This window comes from Actinomycetes bacterium (assembly GCA_022396035.1).
Taxonomy (GTDB): domain Bacteria; phylum Actinomycetota; class Humimicrobiia; order Humimicrobiales; family Humimicrobiaceae; genus Halolacustris.
In genome coordinates this window covers 57012-74532 of record JAIOXO010000003.1, presented here as the reverse complement: position 1 = coordinate 74532, position 17521 = coordinate 57012, and the positions used below count along the sequence as shown (strand labels likewise).

Annotated in this window: 24 protein-coding genes; 21 read left to right on the top strand and 3 right to left on the bottom strand. The window is 42.9% G+C overall.

The genetic code is table 11. The features are described from left to right. The first annotated feature begins 48 nt into the window (after positions 1–48). The 6 genes from K9H14_02025 to K9H14_02000 all read left to right on the top strand — a co-directional run bounded on the left by K9H14_02025 (position 49) and on the right by K9H14_02000 (position 4615). Entirely contained in the window at positions 49–1629 is a 1581-nt protein-coding gene (locus K9H14_02025) for an NAD(P)H-hydrate dehydratase (protein ID MCG9478969.1), read from the top strand. Positions 1630–1632: 3 nt separating this feature from the next. After that, positions 1633–2091, top strand: coding sequence for a CBS domain-containing protein (locus K9H14_02020; GenBank protein ID MCG9478968.1), 459 nt, complete (start codon positions 1633–1635; stop codon positions 2089–2091). 4 nt (positions 2092–2095) lie between these two features. Then, positions 2096–3226: an alanine racemase gene (gene alr, locus K9H14_02015; GenBank protein ID MCG9478967.1), complete on the top strand. Its 1131-nt coding sequence runs from the start codon at positions 2096–2098 to the stop codon at positions 3224–3226. Positions 3227–3240: 14 nt separating this feature from the next. Next, on the top strand, positions 3241–3819 hold the full coding sequence (locus K9H14_02010; protein MCG9478966.1) for a flavodoxin family protein: 579 nt from the start codon (positions 3241–3243) through the stop codon (positions 3817–3819). Further along, the gene (locus tag K9H14_02005; GenBank protein MCG9478965.1) at positions 3812–4174 is read left to right on the top strand and encodes a DUF3887 domain-containing protein; all 363 of its coding nucleotides are present in this window, start codon (positions 3812–3814) and stop codon (positions 4172–4174) included. The genes K9H14_02010 and K9H14_02005 overlap by 8 nt, the downstream gene beginning before the upstream one ends. Before the next feature lie 162 nt (positions 4175–4336). Then, positions 4337–4615, top strand: coding sequence for a DUF2516 family protein (locus K9H14_02000; protein MCG9478964.1), 279 nt, complete (start codon positions 4337–4339; stop codon positions 4613–4615). Positions 4616–4724: 109 nt separating this feature from the next. Here K9H14_02000 and K9H14_01995 read toward each other — a convergent pair whose 3' ends face one another. Together K9H14_01995 and K9H14_01990 are read right to left on the bottom strand one after the other, a co-directional pair. Next, on the bottom strand, positions 4725–4925 hold the full coding sequence (locus tag K9H14_01995) for a hypothetical protein (GenBank protein ID MCG9478963.1): 201 nt from the start codon (positions 4923–4925) through the stop codon (positions 4725–4727). Between the two features lie 18 nt (positions 4926–4943). Further along, entirely contained in the window at positions 4944–5273 is a 330-nt protein-coding gene (locus K9H14_01990) for a metalloregulator ArsR/SmtB family transcription factor (GenBank protein ID MCG9478962.1), read from the bottom strand. A 338-nt stretch (positions 5274–5611) separates the two neighbouring features. Here K9H14_01990 and K9H14_01985 point away from each other — a divergent pair, with 338 nt between their 5' ends. Next, positions 5612–6292: a queuosine precursor transporter gene (locus K9H14_01985; GenBank protein MCG9478961.1), complete on the top strand. Its 681-nt coding sequence runs from the start codon at positions 5612–5614 to the stop codon at positions 6290–6292. Here the strand turns inward: K9H14_01985 and K9H14_01980 are convergent. Then, entirely contained in the window at positions 6289–7179 is an 891-nt protein-coding gene (locus tag K9H14_01980; protein MCG9478960.1) for a DUF1287 domain-containing protein, read from the bottom strand. The two genes, K9H14_01985 and K9H14_01980, sit on opposite strands and share 4 nt — an antisense overlap. Before the next feature lie 116 nt (positions 7180–7295). Here K9H14_01980 and K9H14_01975 point away from each other — a divergent pair, with 116 nt between their 5' ends. From K9H14_01975 to K9H14_01910, 14 genes are all read left to right on the top strand, one after another. Beyond that, on the top strand, positions 7296–7649 hold the full coding sequence (locus K9H14_01975) for a metalloregulator ArsR/SmtB family transcription factor (protein ID MCG9478959.1): 354 nt from the start codon (positions 7296–7298) through the stop codon (positions 7647–7649). Positions 7650–7657: 8 nt separating this feature from the next. Beyond that, complete coding sequence (locus K9H14_01970) at positions 7658–8077, top strand: arsenate reductase ArsC (GenBank protein MCG9478958.1); 420 nt, start codon at positions 7658–7660, stop codon at positions 8075–8077. Continuing rightward, positions 8077–9120, top strand: coding sequence for a permease (locus K9H14_01965; GenBank protein MCG9478957.1), 1044 nt, complete (start codon positions 8077–8079; stop codon positions 9118–9120). Before K9H14_01970 ends, K9H14_01965 begins: the two co-directional genes overlap by 1 nt. A gap of 20 nt (positions 9121–9140) precedes the next feature. After that, a complete protein-coding gene (locus K9H14_01960) occupies positions 9141–9374 on the top strand; it encodes a thioredoxin family protein (GenBank protein MCG9478956.1) in 234 nt (77 codons plus the stop codon). Positions 9375–9394: 20 nt separating this feature from the next. Further along, positions 9395–10444 carry an ACR3 family arsenite efflux transporter gene (arsB, locus tag K9H14_01955; GenBank protein MCG9478955.1) on the top strand — a complete coding sequence of 350 codons (1050 nt, stop codon included), beginning with the start codon at positions 9395–9397 and terminating at the stop codon, positions 10442–10444. A gap of 10 nt (positions 10445–10454) precedes the next feature. Further along, entirely contained in the window at positions 10455–11294 is an 840-nt protein-coding gene (locus K9H14_01950) for a universal stress protein (GenBank protein ID MCG9478954.1), read from the top strand. Between the two features lie 93 nt (positions 11295–11387). Beyond that, positions 11388–12026 carry a hypothetical protein gene (locus K9H14_01945; GenBank protein MCG9478953.1) on the top strand — a complete coding sequence of 213 codons (639 nt, stop codon included), beginning with the start codon at positions 11388–11390 and terminating at the stop codon, positions 12024–12026. Next, positions 12019–12687, top strand: coding sequence for a cytochrome c biogenesis CcdA family protein (locus K9H14_01940; GenBank protein ID MCG9478952.1), 669 nt, complete (start codon positions 12019–12021; stop codon positions 12685–12687). Before K9H14_01945 ends, K9H14_01940 begins: the two co-directional genes overlap by 8 nt. A 139-nt stretch (positions 12688–12826) precedes the next feature. Further along, complete coding sequence (locus K9H14_01935) at positions 12827–13294, top strand: permease (protein ID MCG9478951.1); 468 nt, start codon at positions 12827–12829, stop codon at positions 13292–13294. Continuing rightward, positions 13291–13851 carry a permease gene (locus K9H14_01930; protein ID MCG9478950.1) on the top strand — a complete coding sequence of 187 codons (561 nt, stop codon included), beginning with the start codon at positions 13291–13293 and terminating at the stop codon, positions 13849–13851. Before K9H14_01935 ends, K9H14_01930 begins: the two co-directional genes overlap by 4 nt. 2 nt (positions 13852–13853) lie before the next feature. Beyond that, positions 13854–14339, top strand: coding sequence for a hypothetical protein (locus tag K9H14_01925; protein ID MCG9478949.1), 486 nt, complete (start codon positions 13854–13856; stop codon positions 14337–14339). Positions 14340–14367: 28 nt separating this feature from the next. Then, positions 14368–14745, top strand: a complete 378-nt coding sequence (locus K9H14_01920) for a PadR family transcriptional regulator (GenBank protein ID MCG9478948.1) — start codon at positions 14368–14370, stop codon at positions 14743–14745. A 259-nt stretch (positions 14746–15004) separates the two neighbouring features. Then, on the top strand, positions 15005–15799 hold the full coding sequence (locus K9H14_01915) for a hypothetical protein (protein MCG9478947.1): 795 nt from the start codon (positions 15005–15007) through the stop codon (positions 15797–15799). Further along, positions 15800–17518 carry a TIGR04190 family B12-binding domain/radical SAM domain protein gene (locus K9H14_01910; GenBank protein MCG9478946.1) on the top strand — a complete coding sequence of 573 codons (1719 nt, stop codon included), beginning with the start codon at positions 15800–15802 and terminating at the stop codon, positions 17516–17518. The last annotated feature ends 3 nt before the right edge of the window (positions 17519–17521 follow it).

The following is a 17521-nucleotide window of genomic DNA, read 5'->3' as shown; positions in this document are numbered from 1 at the left end:
CAGATTTTTTGTTATAATATCCTTAAACCCAAACTGAGGATGGTTTATATGAATAGAGTATTAAAAGGGAGCAGGATAGCAGAGATAGATTCCCGGTGTATCCAGGACGGCGTTGATTCCAGGCGGCTGATGCAAAATGCGGGCAGCAGTGTGGCCAAAGCGGTGAAGGCCGAATTGAAGGGAAAGAAGAATGCTGCCGGTGTAGTGGTATGTGGAGGCGGCAATAATGGCGGCGATGGTTTTGTGGCTGCCAGTGACCTTATCAAGTCCCAGATTGAGGTTAAGGTTTTCTATATTACTCCTACTGAAAAGTTCAGCAGCGATTCAGCCCATTATTTTGAACAGCTGAACCAGATGGCCCCGGAGCATGTTTTTTTCCTCAATGTTGAAAACAGTCAATCCTGGGATTATTTTTTGCAGGAACTGGACACAGCTTATTTTGTAATCGATGCTATCTTTGGAACCGGGCTGCATGGAAAAGACATATATGGCCCGGCCAAGAAGATAATAGAGACTATAAATGACAGGAAAAAGGCAGTTTACTCTGTTGATATCCCTTCCGGTATTGATTCCGATAACGGCAAGGTTCTGGGGGTGGCCATAAAGGCTGATGCTACCATTACTTTCGGGTGCAAAAAACTGGGACTGCTGAACTATCCCGGTGCTGGTTATGCGGGCAGGGTAAAGGTTGTAGATATAGGAATACCTGAAAAATATTTTGAGCAGTATGAGCAGATATTTGAAACCGGCATGGACTGGGTGGGCTCAAGACTGCCCCGGAGAAAGGCCTGGTCCTACAAGCACAGTGTGGGAAAATTGCTGGTGGTGGCTGGATCGGTAGGTCTTACCGGAGCGGCAACCATGACCTGCAACTCTGCCATGAGGGCAGGAGCGGGTCTGGTTACCCTGGTCTGTCCCTGGGAGCTTAACCCCATATTGGAGCAGAAGCTTACCGAGGTGATGACTTATCCTGTTGATCAGACTGATGATTTGTCTATCCATTACGACAGCCTGGAAGAAATTGTGGAATTAAGCTCCAAATATGATGCCCTGGCTATTGGCCCGGGCATATCCAAGAATTCAAGCACCATAAGGCTGGTAAGGGAGTTACTCAAAAGGGTCCATAAACCAACAGTACTGGATGCAGACGGGCTGGCAGCCATATATGGGGTCCGTGAGGTAAACAACGACCAGTATCCGGATTTTTCCCATGTCATTATTACTCCCCATGCAGGGGAGCTGTCCTTGATAATGGGCATGAACAGGATTGCTCTGGAGCAGAGGTATGAAGTGAATATAGAGGCAGCCGGAAAGTTTAATCTGGTGTCAGTGCTAAAAGGCGCACGCACCCTTATAACCAAGCAGGATGGAACTACTTTTATAAACAATACCGGTGACTGGGCGCTCTCCACTGCGGGGACCGGAGATATATTAACCGGTATAATTTCATCTTTGATATGCCAGGGCATGGATAACTTTAATGCTGCTGTCTGCGGTACCTATATACATGGACTGGCTTCAGATATGATATCCAGGCAGACCAGCAGAACCTCTATGGTGGCTACCGATCTGCTGGAAGGCATAAAGAAGGTTTTTTTAAAGCTGGAAAAAATAATATATGAGGAGTGAATGATGGCAGAAAAATTAGCTAGAGAAATAATGAACAAAGATGTAATAACTATAGACAGGGATGCTTCCATAGACCAGTTGTCCCAGTTGCTGGTGGAAAACAGGATCAGCGGGGTACCGGTAATGGATAAGGACCAGATGGTAGGGATTGTAACCGAGGGTGATATTATCATCCAGGATACTGATCTTCATTTCCCCCACTATTTTAAGCTTCTGGACAGCATAATCTATCTGGAGAGCCTGTCCAAATTCAAGAAGAGTTTAAAAAAACATCTGGCAACCAGGGTTGAAGACATAATGACTGCAGAAGTGGTTTCTGTAGATGAAGATACTCCGGTTAATCAAATTGCCAATGCTATGACCGAGAACGATATAAACCGGGTGCCGGTTATAAATAAAGATAAGAAACTGGTAGGCATAATTACCAGGGCAGATATTGTAAAATCAATGATTAAGAAATAGTAATTTGGGTACTGAAAGCCAACAATATAGGAATGCCTGGGCCGAAATTGACCTGAATAAACTTGACCGCAATATGGAGCTGCTCAAGGGTTGTTCTGCGGGCAGTCAGGTTAGTTTGATGGCAGTCATTAAAGCTGACGCTTATGGCCATGGGGCAGTGGAAGTGGCAAAAAGGGCTTTATCCCGGGGAGCTTATGGGCTGGGAGTGGCCCTGGTACAGGAAGGCAGGGATCTGAGAGAGAATGGAATAGAAAGCCCTGTTTATGTACTGGGGGAAATACCATCGGAGGCTGTAGGTCCGGCGATTTCCAGCAACCTGATTCCCTGTTTTAGCAGCTGGAAGAAGGCCCGGGAATTCAGTGTCAGGGCTAAACAGACCGGCCGGAAGGTGAAATGTCACCTAAATATCGATACCGGAATGAGCCGGCTGGGCATAAATTACCATCAGGTCCATCAGCAGGTGGAAGCTATTGCCGGGTTGCCCTATGTGGAGATTGAAGGAATTTTTACTCATTTTGCCTGTGCCAGTGAGCTGGGTTCGCAGCTTACCGTATTGCAGCTGGAAAGATTTAAGGAAGCGGTAGAGGCAGCAGAATCCATAATAGGCAAAATCAGGTTTGTCCATTGCGCAAATAGCGCTGCTTTTATAGGCAGGCCGGGTTTGCCTTTTAATATGGCCAGGGTGGGAATTGCCATGTATGGCTTAAATCCCTTTGACCGTCCCTGCCCCTTAGGGCTGGAACCGGTACTTAGCTTAAAGAGCAGGGTTGCTTTGCTTAAAGCGGTGGCCAGAGGCCAGACAGTATCTTATTGCGGAACTTTCAGGACTGAAAGAGACAGCCTGATAGCTGTAGTTCCTGTAGGTTATGCTGATGGATACAGCAGGCTTTTTTCCAATAAAGCCAGGGTTATTGTGAATGGAAAATATGCTCCGGTGGTGGGTAATGTTACCATGGATCAGTTTATGGTAGATGTAACCGGGTTGGGGGTGTCTGTAGGAGATGAAGTTATTTTAATAGGACAGGCAGAGGACAAATCGGTTACTGCGGATCAGCTTGCTGAAATCATGGGAACTATAAATTATGAGATTGTCTGCATGATTGGTCCCAGGATTCCCAGAATTTATTTAACATAGATGGAGGTAAGAAGTTGAAAGTAATTGGATTTAATACCAGTCCCCATAAAAAAGGGAATACCTTTATTGCCATGGAGACGGTATTTGAGCAGCTGGAAAAAGAAAATATAACTACGGAGTTGATACAGATAGGCTCAGAAACAATTTTACCCTGTGACGGTTGCGGGGTCTGTAAGAAGACACAGGATGGATTCTGTGTAATAGATGAGGATAATATGAACAGTTACCTTAGTAAGGCTTATGGCAGCCAGGGAATACTGATTGGCTCCCCGGTCTATTTTGGCTCGGTTACTCCTGTAGCCAAAGCTCTGGTGGACAGGATGGGTTATTGTGCCCGGGCTGGCGGTTACCGGTTAAAAAGAAAAGTATGCGCGGCTGTTGCTGCGGTTAGAAGGCAGGGTGCAGTAGATACCCTTAACCAGATAAATAATATGTATATGTTGAACCAGACAATTTTACCTTCTTCAATTTACTGGAATTTTGGCCTGGGATCTAAACCAGGCCAGATAAGAGAGGATGAAGAAGGAATGAAAACCTTCAGGATACTGGGAGAGAATATGGCCTGGCTGCTTAAGAAGGTGAACGATGGTTAGGAAGATAATTATTGCCTTGCTGTTGCTGTTGCTGGCATTATCTTTTTACGGTTGTTCCAGAAATGAAATACAGTTGAGTCCTGAGGTCAGGGAAAAGGCAGACAGGATTACAGAAAATTGTTTGGTGGGGCTGGCCCAGGAAGACTATGGCCGTTTTTCCAGGAAATTTTCAGACCAGATGCTTCAGTCAATTACTGAAGAAAATTTTAATCAGTCACTCTCGGTACAGCTGAGTAAGGCCATAGGTACTTACCAGGAAGGCAGCAAGGAGTATATCCGTGCTTCAGGAAGGGGGAAAACATATCCCTGTACTACCAGGCCTGGTTCAGTGAGGATGAGGTGCTGGTTACTGTAGTAATGGATACTGAACTTGAGGAGTATATAATAACCGGACTGTGGTTCGATTCTCCCAATTTAAGAAAATAATTAATAATTTTTAGAGAAAAGTATTGAAGTTTAAATAACTAACTGATAAAATTTCAATAGATGTAACAATGATAACCAATAAGGAGGTAAGATGGAAGCTTCAGACGCATTAGGAATGGGTATAGGTGTTTTTGCTATCATATGTTGGGCAATATTTGCACTAGTCGGCCTGTTCTTGTTTATTGTATGGATTATTACTCTTGTAGATTGTGCCAAGAGGAAGAATGAAGAATTTCCAAGCGGAGGGGAGAACGCAAAAACCATATGGCTGGTGGTATTAATAGCCTCCTGGGTAGTGGGACTCTACTGGTTGGCTGCTATCCTCTATTATTTTATGGTGATGAAGAAGAAGCCGCGTAATAAGGGATAACTTCAAAAGGATTAATAAATAGATAGAAATAAAAATATAAGGGCTGCAAAAAGCCCTTATATTTTTTTACCTTAATATGGGATGGTAAGTAGTTTTTTGTGTAAAGATATTATTTTTCGCCAAGCTTATTGGTAGCAAAATCCTTAACCATATCTGCCACATTGGGGGGTATGATGTCTTTAGCTTTAAGTAGAGTAGCAATATTTTTAACCCCAATCCTGTTGATAAGATAGCCGGCAAATGCTCCCATTGCTGCTCCCCCTAAAATAAATAGCAAAGCGCCTTTAGGCTGTTCTTTTTTATCATCCATTGCCTGTTCCTCCAGGGTTTATTTTTTAAAAGATTTCTTAATCATGTCACTCCTGTTGCTGAGCTCTTCCATCAGTACTTCACTTATAAGGTCATAAGCCTTTATTATCTTGGAATTGGAAATTGAATAATAAACGTGATTGCCCTCTTTCTTGGTTTTTACCACATTCTTGGCTCTTAGAATTGCTAAATGCTGGGAAAGATTGGCCTGGGGAATATCAGTTTTCCCTATAAGGTCATTCACGGTTAAGGGACCGTCACGCAGGGCATCAATTATGGCTTGCCTTCTGGGATTGGAAAGAGTCTTGCAAACATCAGCATGAATGACATAGAAATTATTTTTTTTCATTTAATACCCATTCTCCTATATTTGCATATTAAAATATAAAAAGTATATAGTCAAACAAACTTTAGGACATTATACCAGATGTACTAATATTAGAAGCTATAAATCTGTATTATTAAGCTTGGCTGGTTTGGGCGGCATTGCTGAATTTATCAACACTTTAATCTGTGGTAAAAATCATTATAGAAATAAGCTAAATGTAGATATTATATTGTAGATGGGGGCAATGACTGTGTGGCTATAGCCCCAAAAATAGGTATGGGCACATATTTATACTAAATCGGTCCATTATATTAATTTTGTGGCAAAAAAACCCTTTATTGTTGTAGAATACTAATGCTATGGATAGGAATAATTACAAGTATTTTGATTTAATTGTGGGGCTGTTTGTAGCAGTGCTCCTTATATCCAATATCGCTTCCACCAAGATAGTGCAGATATGGAGGTTTACCTTTGACGGCGGCACTATTCTTTTCCCTATTTCCTATATATTCGGGGATATCCTTACTGAAGTATATGGGTACCAGAAAAGCAGGAGAGTGATATGGATCGGGTTTTTCTGTGCACTGCTTATGTCGGTAACTCTGGCGGCGGTAGGAGCGGCAGGGCCAGCACCAGGGTGGGAGCTGCAGGATGCCTACCAGGCTATACTGGGGCAGACCCCCAGGATAGTAACTGCATCCCTTATCGCTTATTTTGTGGGAGAATTTTCCAATTCCTATATACTGGCCAGGATGAAAGTGGCAACTTCAGGCCGGTGGCTGTTTACCAGAACTATTGGTTCCACCATAGTGGGCCAGGGCGTGGATACATTGATATTTGTATTGATTGCATTCGCAGGCCTTTACAGCTGGCCCCTTATAGCCTCTATCATAATTTCCAATTATATATTTAAAGTGGGTATGGAGGTTATACTGACCCCCGCTACCTATAAGGTAGTCGGCGCCCTGAAAAAGCATGAGCGGGTTGATTATTATGACCGCAACACCAATTTCAATCCCTTTATGTTCTGGAAGAATTAATCGAGGTATTCTTCCGGGTAGGGATACCTGTAGTGGCTGATGATATCATATTCAAGTAAAACATCCACTTCACTTACCTTCCCCAGTTCCCGGGAAGTCATTATTACCAGCGGAACTCCCTGGTCATTGATATTGGGAGAGATTATACCCCCCATATCCTGGTGGGGATTGTCCGGATCAAACTGGAAAAATACCAGGTCTCCGGGCTGCCAGTGTATGTTATTGGATTTTTCTTCAGGATTGAATTCTGTAGAAAGCTCGAGAGCATTACGGCTGAAGAAGGTCTCCTGAAAAAACACATGCCTGAAGTCTATGTATTTTATGGGCTCATCCCTGTCCACTATGTCCATGGGGTAGGCGTCAGGATGCTGGCTTATATCTTCATAAATAAGTTCCATTAAATCATAGCCGCAATCGCGCATAACCAGGGCAATAACATCTGTAGAGATAGCTACATCGTCGGGGGGATAACCTGTATCTGGATACAGCTCATATTGATAGGCCCTTCCTTCTTCCAGCATGTCCAGTGATTTTAAGACAATCTCCTTCTGGTCTTCGGATATGTTTATCTGATCCATGCTGGTTTCAGTACCCACCGTGGTTTGTTCCAGTCCATCAGGCTCAGGCTCTTCGAGGATAAGTTCTTCGGCTTGCTGCTGGCTTATTTTCTTTTCTGCCTCTTCAGTTTTTTTGTCCACAAAATTTAAGGTCAATTCTTCCCGGGGATACTTCTGGGTTACTTTAAACAGTGTATCTGGCAGTTTGGTTACTATTTCCCGGTAGAAGGTCTTAAGGGCAAAAAACTGCAGCGCGGCAATTATTATAACTATGTATACCAAGTATACATAGTTATGGGCCCTTTTAGGATGTTTTCTTGTTATCCTCATGATTGACTATTATAGTAGATATAAATGTAATTTTGAATCCCATTTAAAAGGGAAAAAGAATTTATTTTAAAACTATATTGACATATTTAAATATATAACTATAATGGGGCTGTATTATGGATAAACTAAAAAACATAACTAAGTTACTGAAAGCTATGGCTGATGAGGGCAGGCTAAGAATTGTCCTGCTGTTGGTGGCCAGGAAGAATTTGTGCGTTTGTGAAATTAAGGAAATTATCGGCCTGTCCCAACCTACCATATCCAGTCATTTAAAGGTGCTGCAGAATGCAGGAATACTTGAATCCAGCAAGGATGGGTTATGGGTTAATTATCGCCTGGCGCAGGACATGGATAAAAATGCCAGGCAGATAATTGAACGTATATATGGTTCAGTAAAAGAAGATGCAGCCGTAAGGCAGGATATAAAGAAGATTACTGAAGTTGACAGGCATAAAATTTGTAAAGGATAGGAGAAATTGTGGAAACCAAAAAAATCCTGGTGCTTTGCACTGGAAACTCCTGCAGGAGCCAGATGGCTGAAGGATTTTTTAAAAAATACCTGCCCCGGTGGCAGGTAGAGAGTGCAGGTATAAGTCCTACCCGGGTAAATCCGGTAGCAATTGAGGTTATGGCCGAACAGGGAATTGACATATCTGGGCAGCGATCCAAGGGAGTAGAGGAATTCTTAGGACAGGCTTTTGATTATATTATAACTGTATGTGACCATGCCAGGGAAGTATGTCCCAGCTTTCCGGGAAAGGGAAAATACATCCACTGGAGCTTAAAGGATCCGGACAGAGGATACGGCAGCCCGGAGCAAAGGGCAGAGGAATTTAGAAAAGTAAGAGATGAGATTGAAAACAGGATAAGACAATTTGTCAAAGAGGAGAGAACCTGATGGAAATTTTTATTGAAGCGGTAACCAGCGGCTGGCAGGCTTTACTGGAATATTTATCCGCCCATGTGTTAACTTGTCTTGTTCCAGCATTTTTTATTGCTGGAGCTATTGCGGTTTTTATATCTAAAGGGGCAGTTCTAAAGTATTTTGGATCCAAGGCCAAAAAATGGATATCCTATAGCGTGGCGTCGGTTTCCGGAGCCATACTTGCGGTTTGCTCCTGCACCATACTTCCCCTTTTTGCAGGCATAAGGAAGAGGGGGGCGGGCCTGGGACCGGCAATAGCCTTCCTTTATTCCGGACCGGCTATAAATATACTGGCTATAGTGTATACAGCCAGGCTCCTGGGATACGATCTGGGTATAGCCAGGGGGATAGGAGCTATAATCTTTTCAGTGGTTATAGGCTTGCTGATGTCGGTTATCTGGGCCAGGGATGAAAGAAGGTTTCAGGATAATGGCAATTTTGTAGCTGCTGCCGGAGGCGATGATCACCCCAAACCCAGGTATATAGGTATAATATTTTTCCTGTCCCTGTTGGGTATCCTAGTTTTTGGCGCCGCCCAGATGTGGATATATGCTGGCGTCTCCCTGGCGGTGTTAATAGTTATACTGATAATAGGTTTTAAAAGAAATGAGATTAAGGACTGGCTAAAGGAGACCGGCAAGCTTGCCTGGCAGATTATCCCCATACTTTTAGCCGGGGTGTTTATTGCCGGGGTAATAAAATACTTTTTACCCCAAAGCATAGTGGAGACCTGGGTTGGGGGCAATAGCTTAAGGTCCAACTTTTTAGCTTCCATATTTGGGGCCCTGATGTATTTTTCAACGCTGACCGAGGTTCCTATTATAAGGGCTTTGATGGATCTGGGCATGGGTAAGGGTCCGGCATTAACCCTCCTACTGGCAGGGCCATCCCTTTCTCTGCCTAATATGATAGTTATTGGCCGGGTTATGGGGGCCAAAAAGACGCTCACCTATGTGCTGCTGGTAATTACCATGTCTACTTTTGTAGGCATGCTTTTCGGACATTTATTTGGGTAAACATAAAGAAGGAGATTTAAATGAAAATACAGATTCTTGGAACGGGCTGTCCCAAGTGTAAGAAAACAGAACAGAATGCCATGGAGGCTCTTGCCAATTTAAATATTGAGGCAGAGGTAGAAAAGGTAACTGATATAAACCAGATAGTAGATTTTGGGGTAATGACTACCCCTGCTCTGGCTATAGATGGTGAGGTAAAGTTTTCAGGAAAAATTCCTTCAGTTCAGGAAATTGAAGGCATATTAAAGAAATAAATGTTGAGGGGTTATCTGTAATGGAAAAAAAATCAAGCTTACCTTTATTTGAGAAATTTCTAACCCTATGGGTTGCCCTGTGTATTGTTGCCGGGGTAGCTATCGGGAGGTTCTTGCCGGTGGTGCCCCAGACCCTTGGCCGTTTTGAATATGCCAATGTATCCATACCGGTGGCTATTCTGATATGGCTGATGATTTATCCCATGATGTTAAAGATTGATTTTGCCAGCATCTTAAACGCTACTAAAAAACCCAGAGGCCTTACTGTTACTACAGTTACCAACTGGCTTATTAAACCCTTTACCATGTATGCTATAGCTTATTTTTTCCTGCATATTGTTTTTGGCAGGCTGATTTCAGTTCCACTGGCCAATGAGTATCTGGCCGGAGCAGTACTGCTGGGGGCAGCACCCTGTACAGCGATGGTGTTTGTCTGGAGTCACCTGTGTAAGGGAGATCCGGCCTATACCCTGGTACAGGTGGCGGTAAATGATATTATTATACTTTTTGCATTTGTGCCTATCGTGGCTTTTCTTCTGGGCTTGACCGAGGTGTTTCTGCCATACAATACCCTGTTTTTATCAGTGGTATTGTTTGTGGTAATTCCTTTTGCCGCCGGTTATATTTCCCGGATTCTGATTATAAAAAGGAAGGGAATTGAGTATTTTGAAAATGTATTTTTGCAGAAATTCAAGCATGTAACCGTAATCGGTTTGCTGCTGACTTTGATTATAATATTTTCTTTTCAGGGTGATATCATACTGTCCAACCCTTTACATATATTGCTGATTGCAGTTCCCCTGGTTATACAAACTTTCCTCATATTTACCATTGCCTATGGTTGGGCCAGAGCGTGGAAGTTATCCCATAAAGTAGCTGCTCCCGGGGCTATGATAGGGGCCAGCAATTTTTTCGAACTTTCAGTAGCAGTGGCCATATCCCTGTTTGGCATGCAGTCAGGGGCTACACTGGCTACGGTGGTGGGGGTACTGGTAGAGGTACCGGTAATGCTGGCCCTGGTAAGCATTGCTAACCGGACCAGCCACTGGTTTCCGGTTAAGAAAAAATAAGGAGGTTTGTATGCTGTTCGAAAGAGTATTGGTTTCCATAGATTTTTCACAACAGTCAAAACTACTGTTGAATTGTGTTGATGAATTCAAAAACTATGGCATGAAAGAGATGATACTTGCCCACATTGTAGATATAAGGTCAGCGGGTGGAAATGCTTCTAACTTGATTTCTCCTAATGAGGAAAAATTGAATAAGATGAAACAAGATTTAAAAAAAGAGGGAATTGAAGTAGAAGTGGTGGTAAGGATCGGGTTTCCTGCAGAAGAATTAAGTAATATTTCCAGAGAAGAAAATGCCTCATTGATATTGGCGGGTTCTCATGGCGGAGGCTTTATCAAAAGCTTATTTCTGGGGAGTACTGCTTTTGATCTGTTAAGAATAACCGATACCCCTTTACTCATAGAAAGGTTTCAGCAGGATAAAGGGGAACTAAAACCCTACTGCCGTCTGAAGTTTCCCCAGGTGTTAATAGCTACCGATTTCTCAGAATGCTCTATAAAACTACTGGATGCAGTGGGTGAGAATAGGGGGATCTTTAGCCAGATCCATTTACTGCATGTAATTGAGAGTGCTCCCAATAAAGATAAGTTGGAGAAAATGAAAGAAGATGCCCGCAGCCTGTTGGAAAAAATTAAGGCGGGTGTAGACGGGAGGATAGAAGTATTTACCCATGTACAAGTGGGGGATGCAGCTAAAAAGATAATAGCGGTAGCCCAAAAAGAAGAAGTTAATTTAATAATGTTATCCAAAAAGGGACATGGCGGAGCCAGAGAGATGCTTCTGGGGAGTACTGCTCAGGCTGTAGCTTCAGGTTCCGTTAAAAATGCGGTGCTGGTATTTCCATGTTGATGCATTATAAATTATCTAGACTGTATAAGGTGTGAGGGTAAGTATAGTTGGTACCGGCTATAAGGATTTTGAAAAGGTGAAATAGGGAGATATATGAAAAAAAGAACTATGATAATAATAATTGTGGCTGCATTTGTTTTGGTAGCTGCAGGAATTTTTATAGCAGTAAAGGGTTTTTCACCATATACAGAGACCGGTATTTTAGAAGATGATAACCCTGTGGCTGAACAGCCTGAAGATTTGGGTTTAGAGAAAGAGGAAGATAAACCTGATATAAAAGAAGAAGAACAAACTGAACAAAGCGAAGAAAAGTCGGAAGTGCAAGAGGAAGGCGGAGAAGAAGACAGCAAAGAAGCCCAAACCCAGGAGGAATCTCTTAGTTTGAAACAGTACTATGACCAGATATTAAATTCGGAGAAACCTTCTATTATTGTATTTTCCTATGATGCTGAATGTTGTGAAAGCACCAGGATATTTTTTGAAAACTATAACCATCAGGCTTACGACATCATGGAAAAATACCAGGATAGCTTTAATACCCTGTTCATAAATACCGGGATCTTATCTTCGGAAGATATGCAAACCGCTTTAGAAATTGCCAAGGACAAAGGGGCAGTTGCCCTGCCTTCCCTGCTGGTGCTTGACTCTCAGGGCCAAGCCTATGAGGTTTTTGAAGGTACCTTCCAGACAGAAGAGGTAGAAACAGTGCTGGAGGAGGTAAAGAATGCTTAATATCGATGCCGGCAGCAGCCTGTATATAGTACTGGCGGTAGTTTTTTCCAGTGGCTTTATAAGCGGGCTCAGCCCCTGTACATTGCCTACCGTTGTATTTGTCACTGCTTATGTGGGAGGAGCCAGGGTTGAAAGTAAAAAGAGAGGCTTTATCCTCTCTCTTTTTTTTATACTGGGCATAGCTTTAATGCTTTCCCTGCTGGGGGTGTTTGCCGGCCTTATCGGGGGTATTATAAGTAATGCTACGGTGCTAAACTTTATAATAGCCGGGGTGCTCCTGATTATGGGACTATGGCTGCTTAAAGTTATAAATATTAATTTTAACTGGAGCTTTTCAAAGATTAACCCTAAAAAAGGAAGCGGTATGCTGGGAGCATTGCTTTTAGGCATTCCTTTCGGTATAGGTGCTTCTCCCTGCACTATGCCGGTGACTCTGTCTGTACTGGCTTTTTCTTCACTTAAGGGAAGCGCAGTATATGGTATGCTGCTTATGTTTGTTTTTGCCCTGGGAAGAAGTATCCCCCTGTTGGTAGCAGGGACTTTTACCGGAATATTGAAGGATCTGTCTTTTATCTCCAAATATCAGCATATTATAGAGAAGGTTTCAGGGGCAATATTGATTGGCCTGGCCGGCTATTTTATATGGCAGGCCTTATTATAGGCTGGCTTCTAAATAAACTCAGCAATATCCCAGTAACAATGTAATTGACATTTATATGTAATTAACATATAGTTATCCTTATATATCAGCTATTGATGAGAAAACATTGAGAAATATAGCCAGTAATTATCTTACAGCCATAATAATTAATGCCATAGCTATAGGCTGGCTTATATTTTCGGTGCTAAAAAGCAAAGAAAAGACCAAGAAATCACTGAAAATTGCTGTAAAAACCTTCGCCAAGATACTTCCGCTAATAATTATAATTATAGTATTTATAGGTTTTCTTTTAGGATTCTTTCCCGCTGACCTGATATCCAATATTATAGGTGAGCGGGCCGGTTTCTGGGGAATAATGATTACTGCAGTTCTGGGTTCCATCCTGTTTATCCCCGCCCTTATATCATTTCCACTGGCAGCTTCGCTTTTGGACGGAGGGGCTTCAGTTATGTCGGTTGCTGCTTTTATTACTACTCTTACCATGGTGGGAATAACAACACTGCCCCTGGAGCTCAGGGAAATGGGAAAAAAGATGACTATTTTAAGGAATGTACTTAGCTTTCTGTTTGCGGTAGCCATTGCCGTGATTATGGGGGTAATATTATGAAAGATATAAACCAGGCCAAAAAAAGTAAAAATAATAGGCGCAAGGATATCATGGCTATGGCTGTAGTTCTGATAGCAGCAGCTATTGTACTGTTTATATTCCCCCAGAAGGCTGTCCCGGTACTTACCGTGTCTAAAAATTACCTGTTAGAGCTGATACTGGTACTGCCTGCAGTTATGATTATAATAGGGCTGTTTTCGGTCTGGATTCCGGATCGGATGGTAGTAAAATATATGGGATATGCCTCCGGTACCAAAGGTATTGTTTTATCCCTGGCCCTGGGCATGTTGCCTACCGGCCCTTTGTATATCGCTTTTCCCATGGCAGCCGCACTGCTTAACAAGGGTGCCAAAAGATCCAATATAATCATCTTTATATCCGCCTGGGCCTGCATAAAGTTACCCCAGGAACTTATAGAGATACAGTTTTTAGGATTAAAATTTACCCTGTTGAGGCTTGGTTTAACCATAGTTTTTGTAATAATAATGGGTATAATAATTGAAAAACTGATTGAGCTTACCGATAAAAAAGATATAAAGGTAGAGGGGAAAAAATAAATATGTCACAGATATTTGATTTAATAGAATTAGAATCTTATCCCTACCAGCAGAGGGATAAGAATGTTTTATACCACCGGCCGGAATTTAAAGTCAGGATAATAAATCTGGCTGCTGGTGAGAAAATACCCCAGTGCCGGATGGAAGACCTGGTGGTGTTTGTGGGTATTAAAGGCTGTGCTGCTGTAACCATAGATGGCCAGCAGCAAGAGGTGGACCAGGGAAAATGCCTGGTGGGTGGTCCGGGCCTGTTTTCCATGAAAAGCGGAGCAGGGGCAAGGCTGCTGGGGATACAGGTAAAGCCGGCTGGTGTAGATAATAGCAGGTCTGGAAGTATGCATGGGGGCGGCCAGTGCAGTTGTAAGGAAAACCAGGCCAGAATGAATACTTCTGACACCAGTGAAAAAATAAAAAGGCTGAGGCAATACCGGCTGAAACTAAAACAGGAATTAGTCCAGACAGAGGAAATGCTGCAGGAACTGGAGTAAACTTTTAAGCAGGACAAGAGAAATAGATATGTGCAAATATGACAGCAAGTGTTTATGCCACGGTGGCAAAATGGGCCGGCTGCTTACCCCGGCCATACTTCTGCTGCTGGCCGAAGAGGCTTCTCATGGTTATGAGCTGGCAGACAGGTACCAGAAGCTGGGATTGACCGAAGCCGATAGCGATGTTGGTGCCATATACCGTACCCTTAAATCGCTGGAAAAAGAAAGGTTTGTAAAATTTAGCTGGGAAACCCGCAGCCAGGGTCCGGCAAAAAAGGTATATCATATTACCCCTGAGGGCAGAAATCTTTTAAATGACTGGGCTAAAGAGATAAGTTTTAGAAGAGAGAAGCTTGACCGTTTTTTGGACCGGGTGAAAAAGCTTGCACCGGATCTGAAGAATTGATTTAGCCTGATATAATAATTGCTTGATAGTTTAATTAAATTTTGCTTTTTTTAACACTCCTTTATACTATATTACCTAACCTAATATAGAATTGTAGATATTTTTTATACCAGAGGATAAATAGTGGACACCGGCAGCAAGCTACTTCCCGGAAGTGAAGCCATAGCAGAGGAGTCAGGGCCTATAAGCAGGCCCAGAGGGAAAAACCAGAGGATTTTAGACAGAAGGAAGAAATATCAGTCAGTTAAATAAAAACCAGGTGGTTAAGAAAATTAGGGCTATAGTGGAAAAAGAGCTGGACTATATAGCCACGCTTTACCCCTTTGACCTTAAGCCCTATTATGATAGCCGATTATTATACGCATCCGGGCTTCTTTTTTTATACAGGGGCAATCTAACTGGAAAGAAGGGTTCCCGGGAATGGAAGATTTTGAATCTGGCGGCAGGAATTGAACTATTGGGGCTGGGCTGCGGTTTCCATAATTTTGATATGTGGGGGGGCAGTAAAAAAATACTGGACCAGGACCAGGACCGCTATACCCTGAATTTGTTATTTGGGGATGTGCTTTATTCCCGGGCGGTAAACTACCTGGTAAAATTTGAGGATATGCTTATCTTTGATGAAGTAATCAATTCTTTAAAATCAATCCATAAGGCCCGGCTTTCTCTTTACGCCGATTTACTGAAACTGAAAGAAAAAAAGATTTCCATAGAAAGCATTCTGGAAGAAAGGGTGGGGGCTATGCTAAGCATTAATTCACTGTTTAAGAATAGCTTTTTAATTGGTTACAGTATTTTCCCTCCTCCCTGGCCCAGGGACCTGGCCGGAGATATAAGTTATATTTACCGTTTTGTAAACCATATCACCCTGCTTAAGAGTTGCCGGGAGCTGGAAGAACTTCTAAAAGCCACTGGTTTTATGAAGATGGAGGCGCTGGAAGACAAAAAGAATTTTATTAAAAACCAATTAGATGATATCATAGCACAGTTAAAAGTAGACTGGCTGCAGCGCCGGCTGGCAGGCCAGGTCAACCGGTTATGGGACAGGATTTAGATGAAGGCGGATTTAGTTTTGGTTCATGCACCCAGCGTGTATGATTTTAGAAAGAAAACCATAATGTATGGGCCCATGAGTGATCTAGTGCCCAGCACCCCTATTTTTGAGATGTACCCCATTGGATTTTTAACCATGGCCAATTATTTGAGCCGGAAAGGTATAAGGGTTAGGATTGTAAACCTGGCTTACCGGATGCAGGAAGCTCCCGGTTTTGATGCGGAGAAATTTATAAGCAGGTTAAAAGCGAATGCTTTTGGCCTGGACCTTCACTGGCTTGCTCATGCCCAGGGTTCACTGGAAGTGGCCAAACTGATTAAAAAATACCACCCTGATGCCCCGGTTATATTCGGTGGATTTTCAGCCTCTTACTATCACCGGGAACTGATAAATTTTAACCAGGTGGATTATGTGCTGAGGGGTGATTCTACCGAAATTCCTCTGGCCACATTAATGCAAACCATAAAAAGCGGGGATTATTCCGGGCTCGGCCATATACCCAATCTGGTTTACAAGAAAGATGGACGGGTAGAGGCAAATCCTTTGACCTGCATATCCCCGGATTTAGAAGAGATAGATTTTGATTACAGTATTATGTTTGATATGGCTTTAAGGTACCTGGATTTTAAAAGCCTTATGCCCTTTTCTGACTGGCTCCGCTATCCCATAACTACCATTCCTGTAGTCAGGGGCTGCTATATGGATTGTTCCGGTTGCGGGGGTTCGGCCAGCGCCTTCAGGGTTTTTGCAGAACGCAGCCGTCCTGCTTTCAGGTCTCCTGAAAGGCTGGTGGCAGAGATAAAAAACATAGGCAAATATATTAATGCCCCTGTTTTTATATTGGGGGATATAAATCAGAACGGACCGGACTATGTTCAGGAATTTTTCAGACATGCCCGCAGCCTTCCCCGGGATTTACAGGTCTTCTTTGAATTTTTCCAGCCTCCCCGCAGGGAGTTTTTTGACCAGGTCCATAAGATTTTTAAAAATGTCCTGTACGAGATAAGTCCTGACAGCCATGACCCATCTATAAGGGAAAAAATGGGTAAGCCGCATTTTTCCAATGAACAGCTTATAGAATCCATAAGCTATGCCCTGGACAGGGGAGCAGTAAGGTTTGACCTTTATTTTATGACCGGGATTGCCGGGCAGGATCGCCAGTCCATACTGGACACGGTTGGTTTCTGTGAGGATATCTATGACCGGCTGGGCTGGGACAGCAGATTTATGCCCTTTATTTCACCCATGGCTCCGTTTATGGATCCGGGAAGCAGGACCTTTGAGCAACCTGAAAAATTTGGATACCGGCTTACCAGAAAGACACTGGCCCAGCATATAGAGGCTATAACCCAGCCTTCCTGGAAATATATTTTAAATTATGAAAGCAAATACATCAGCAGGGACCTTCTGGTACAGTCTACCTATGAGGCTGCCCTGGGGTTGAACCGGCTCAAGGGCAGGGCCGGCTCTATTAGCCGGCAGGTAATGGAGGATAACCAGAACCGGATAATGCAGGCTACCGAAACCATGAAGAAAATTGATTATGCCATGGGTATAGAGGATAAGCTCAAACAGCAACAGCTTCTTCAAAGACTGAAGCAGGAAACCGATAAATACAGCATGTCCACGGTATGTGAAAAAAAAGAGCTGGAATTTCCGTTGTTTAACCGCAGCTTTAATTGGTTTAGAATAATAAAACGGGCATTATTTAAAAAATAGGTA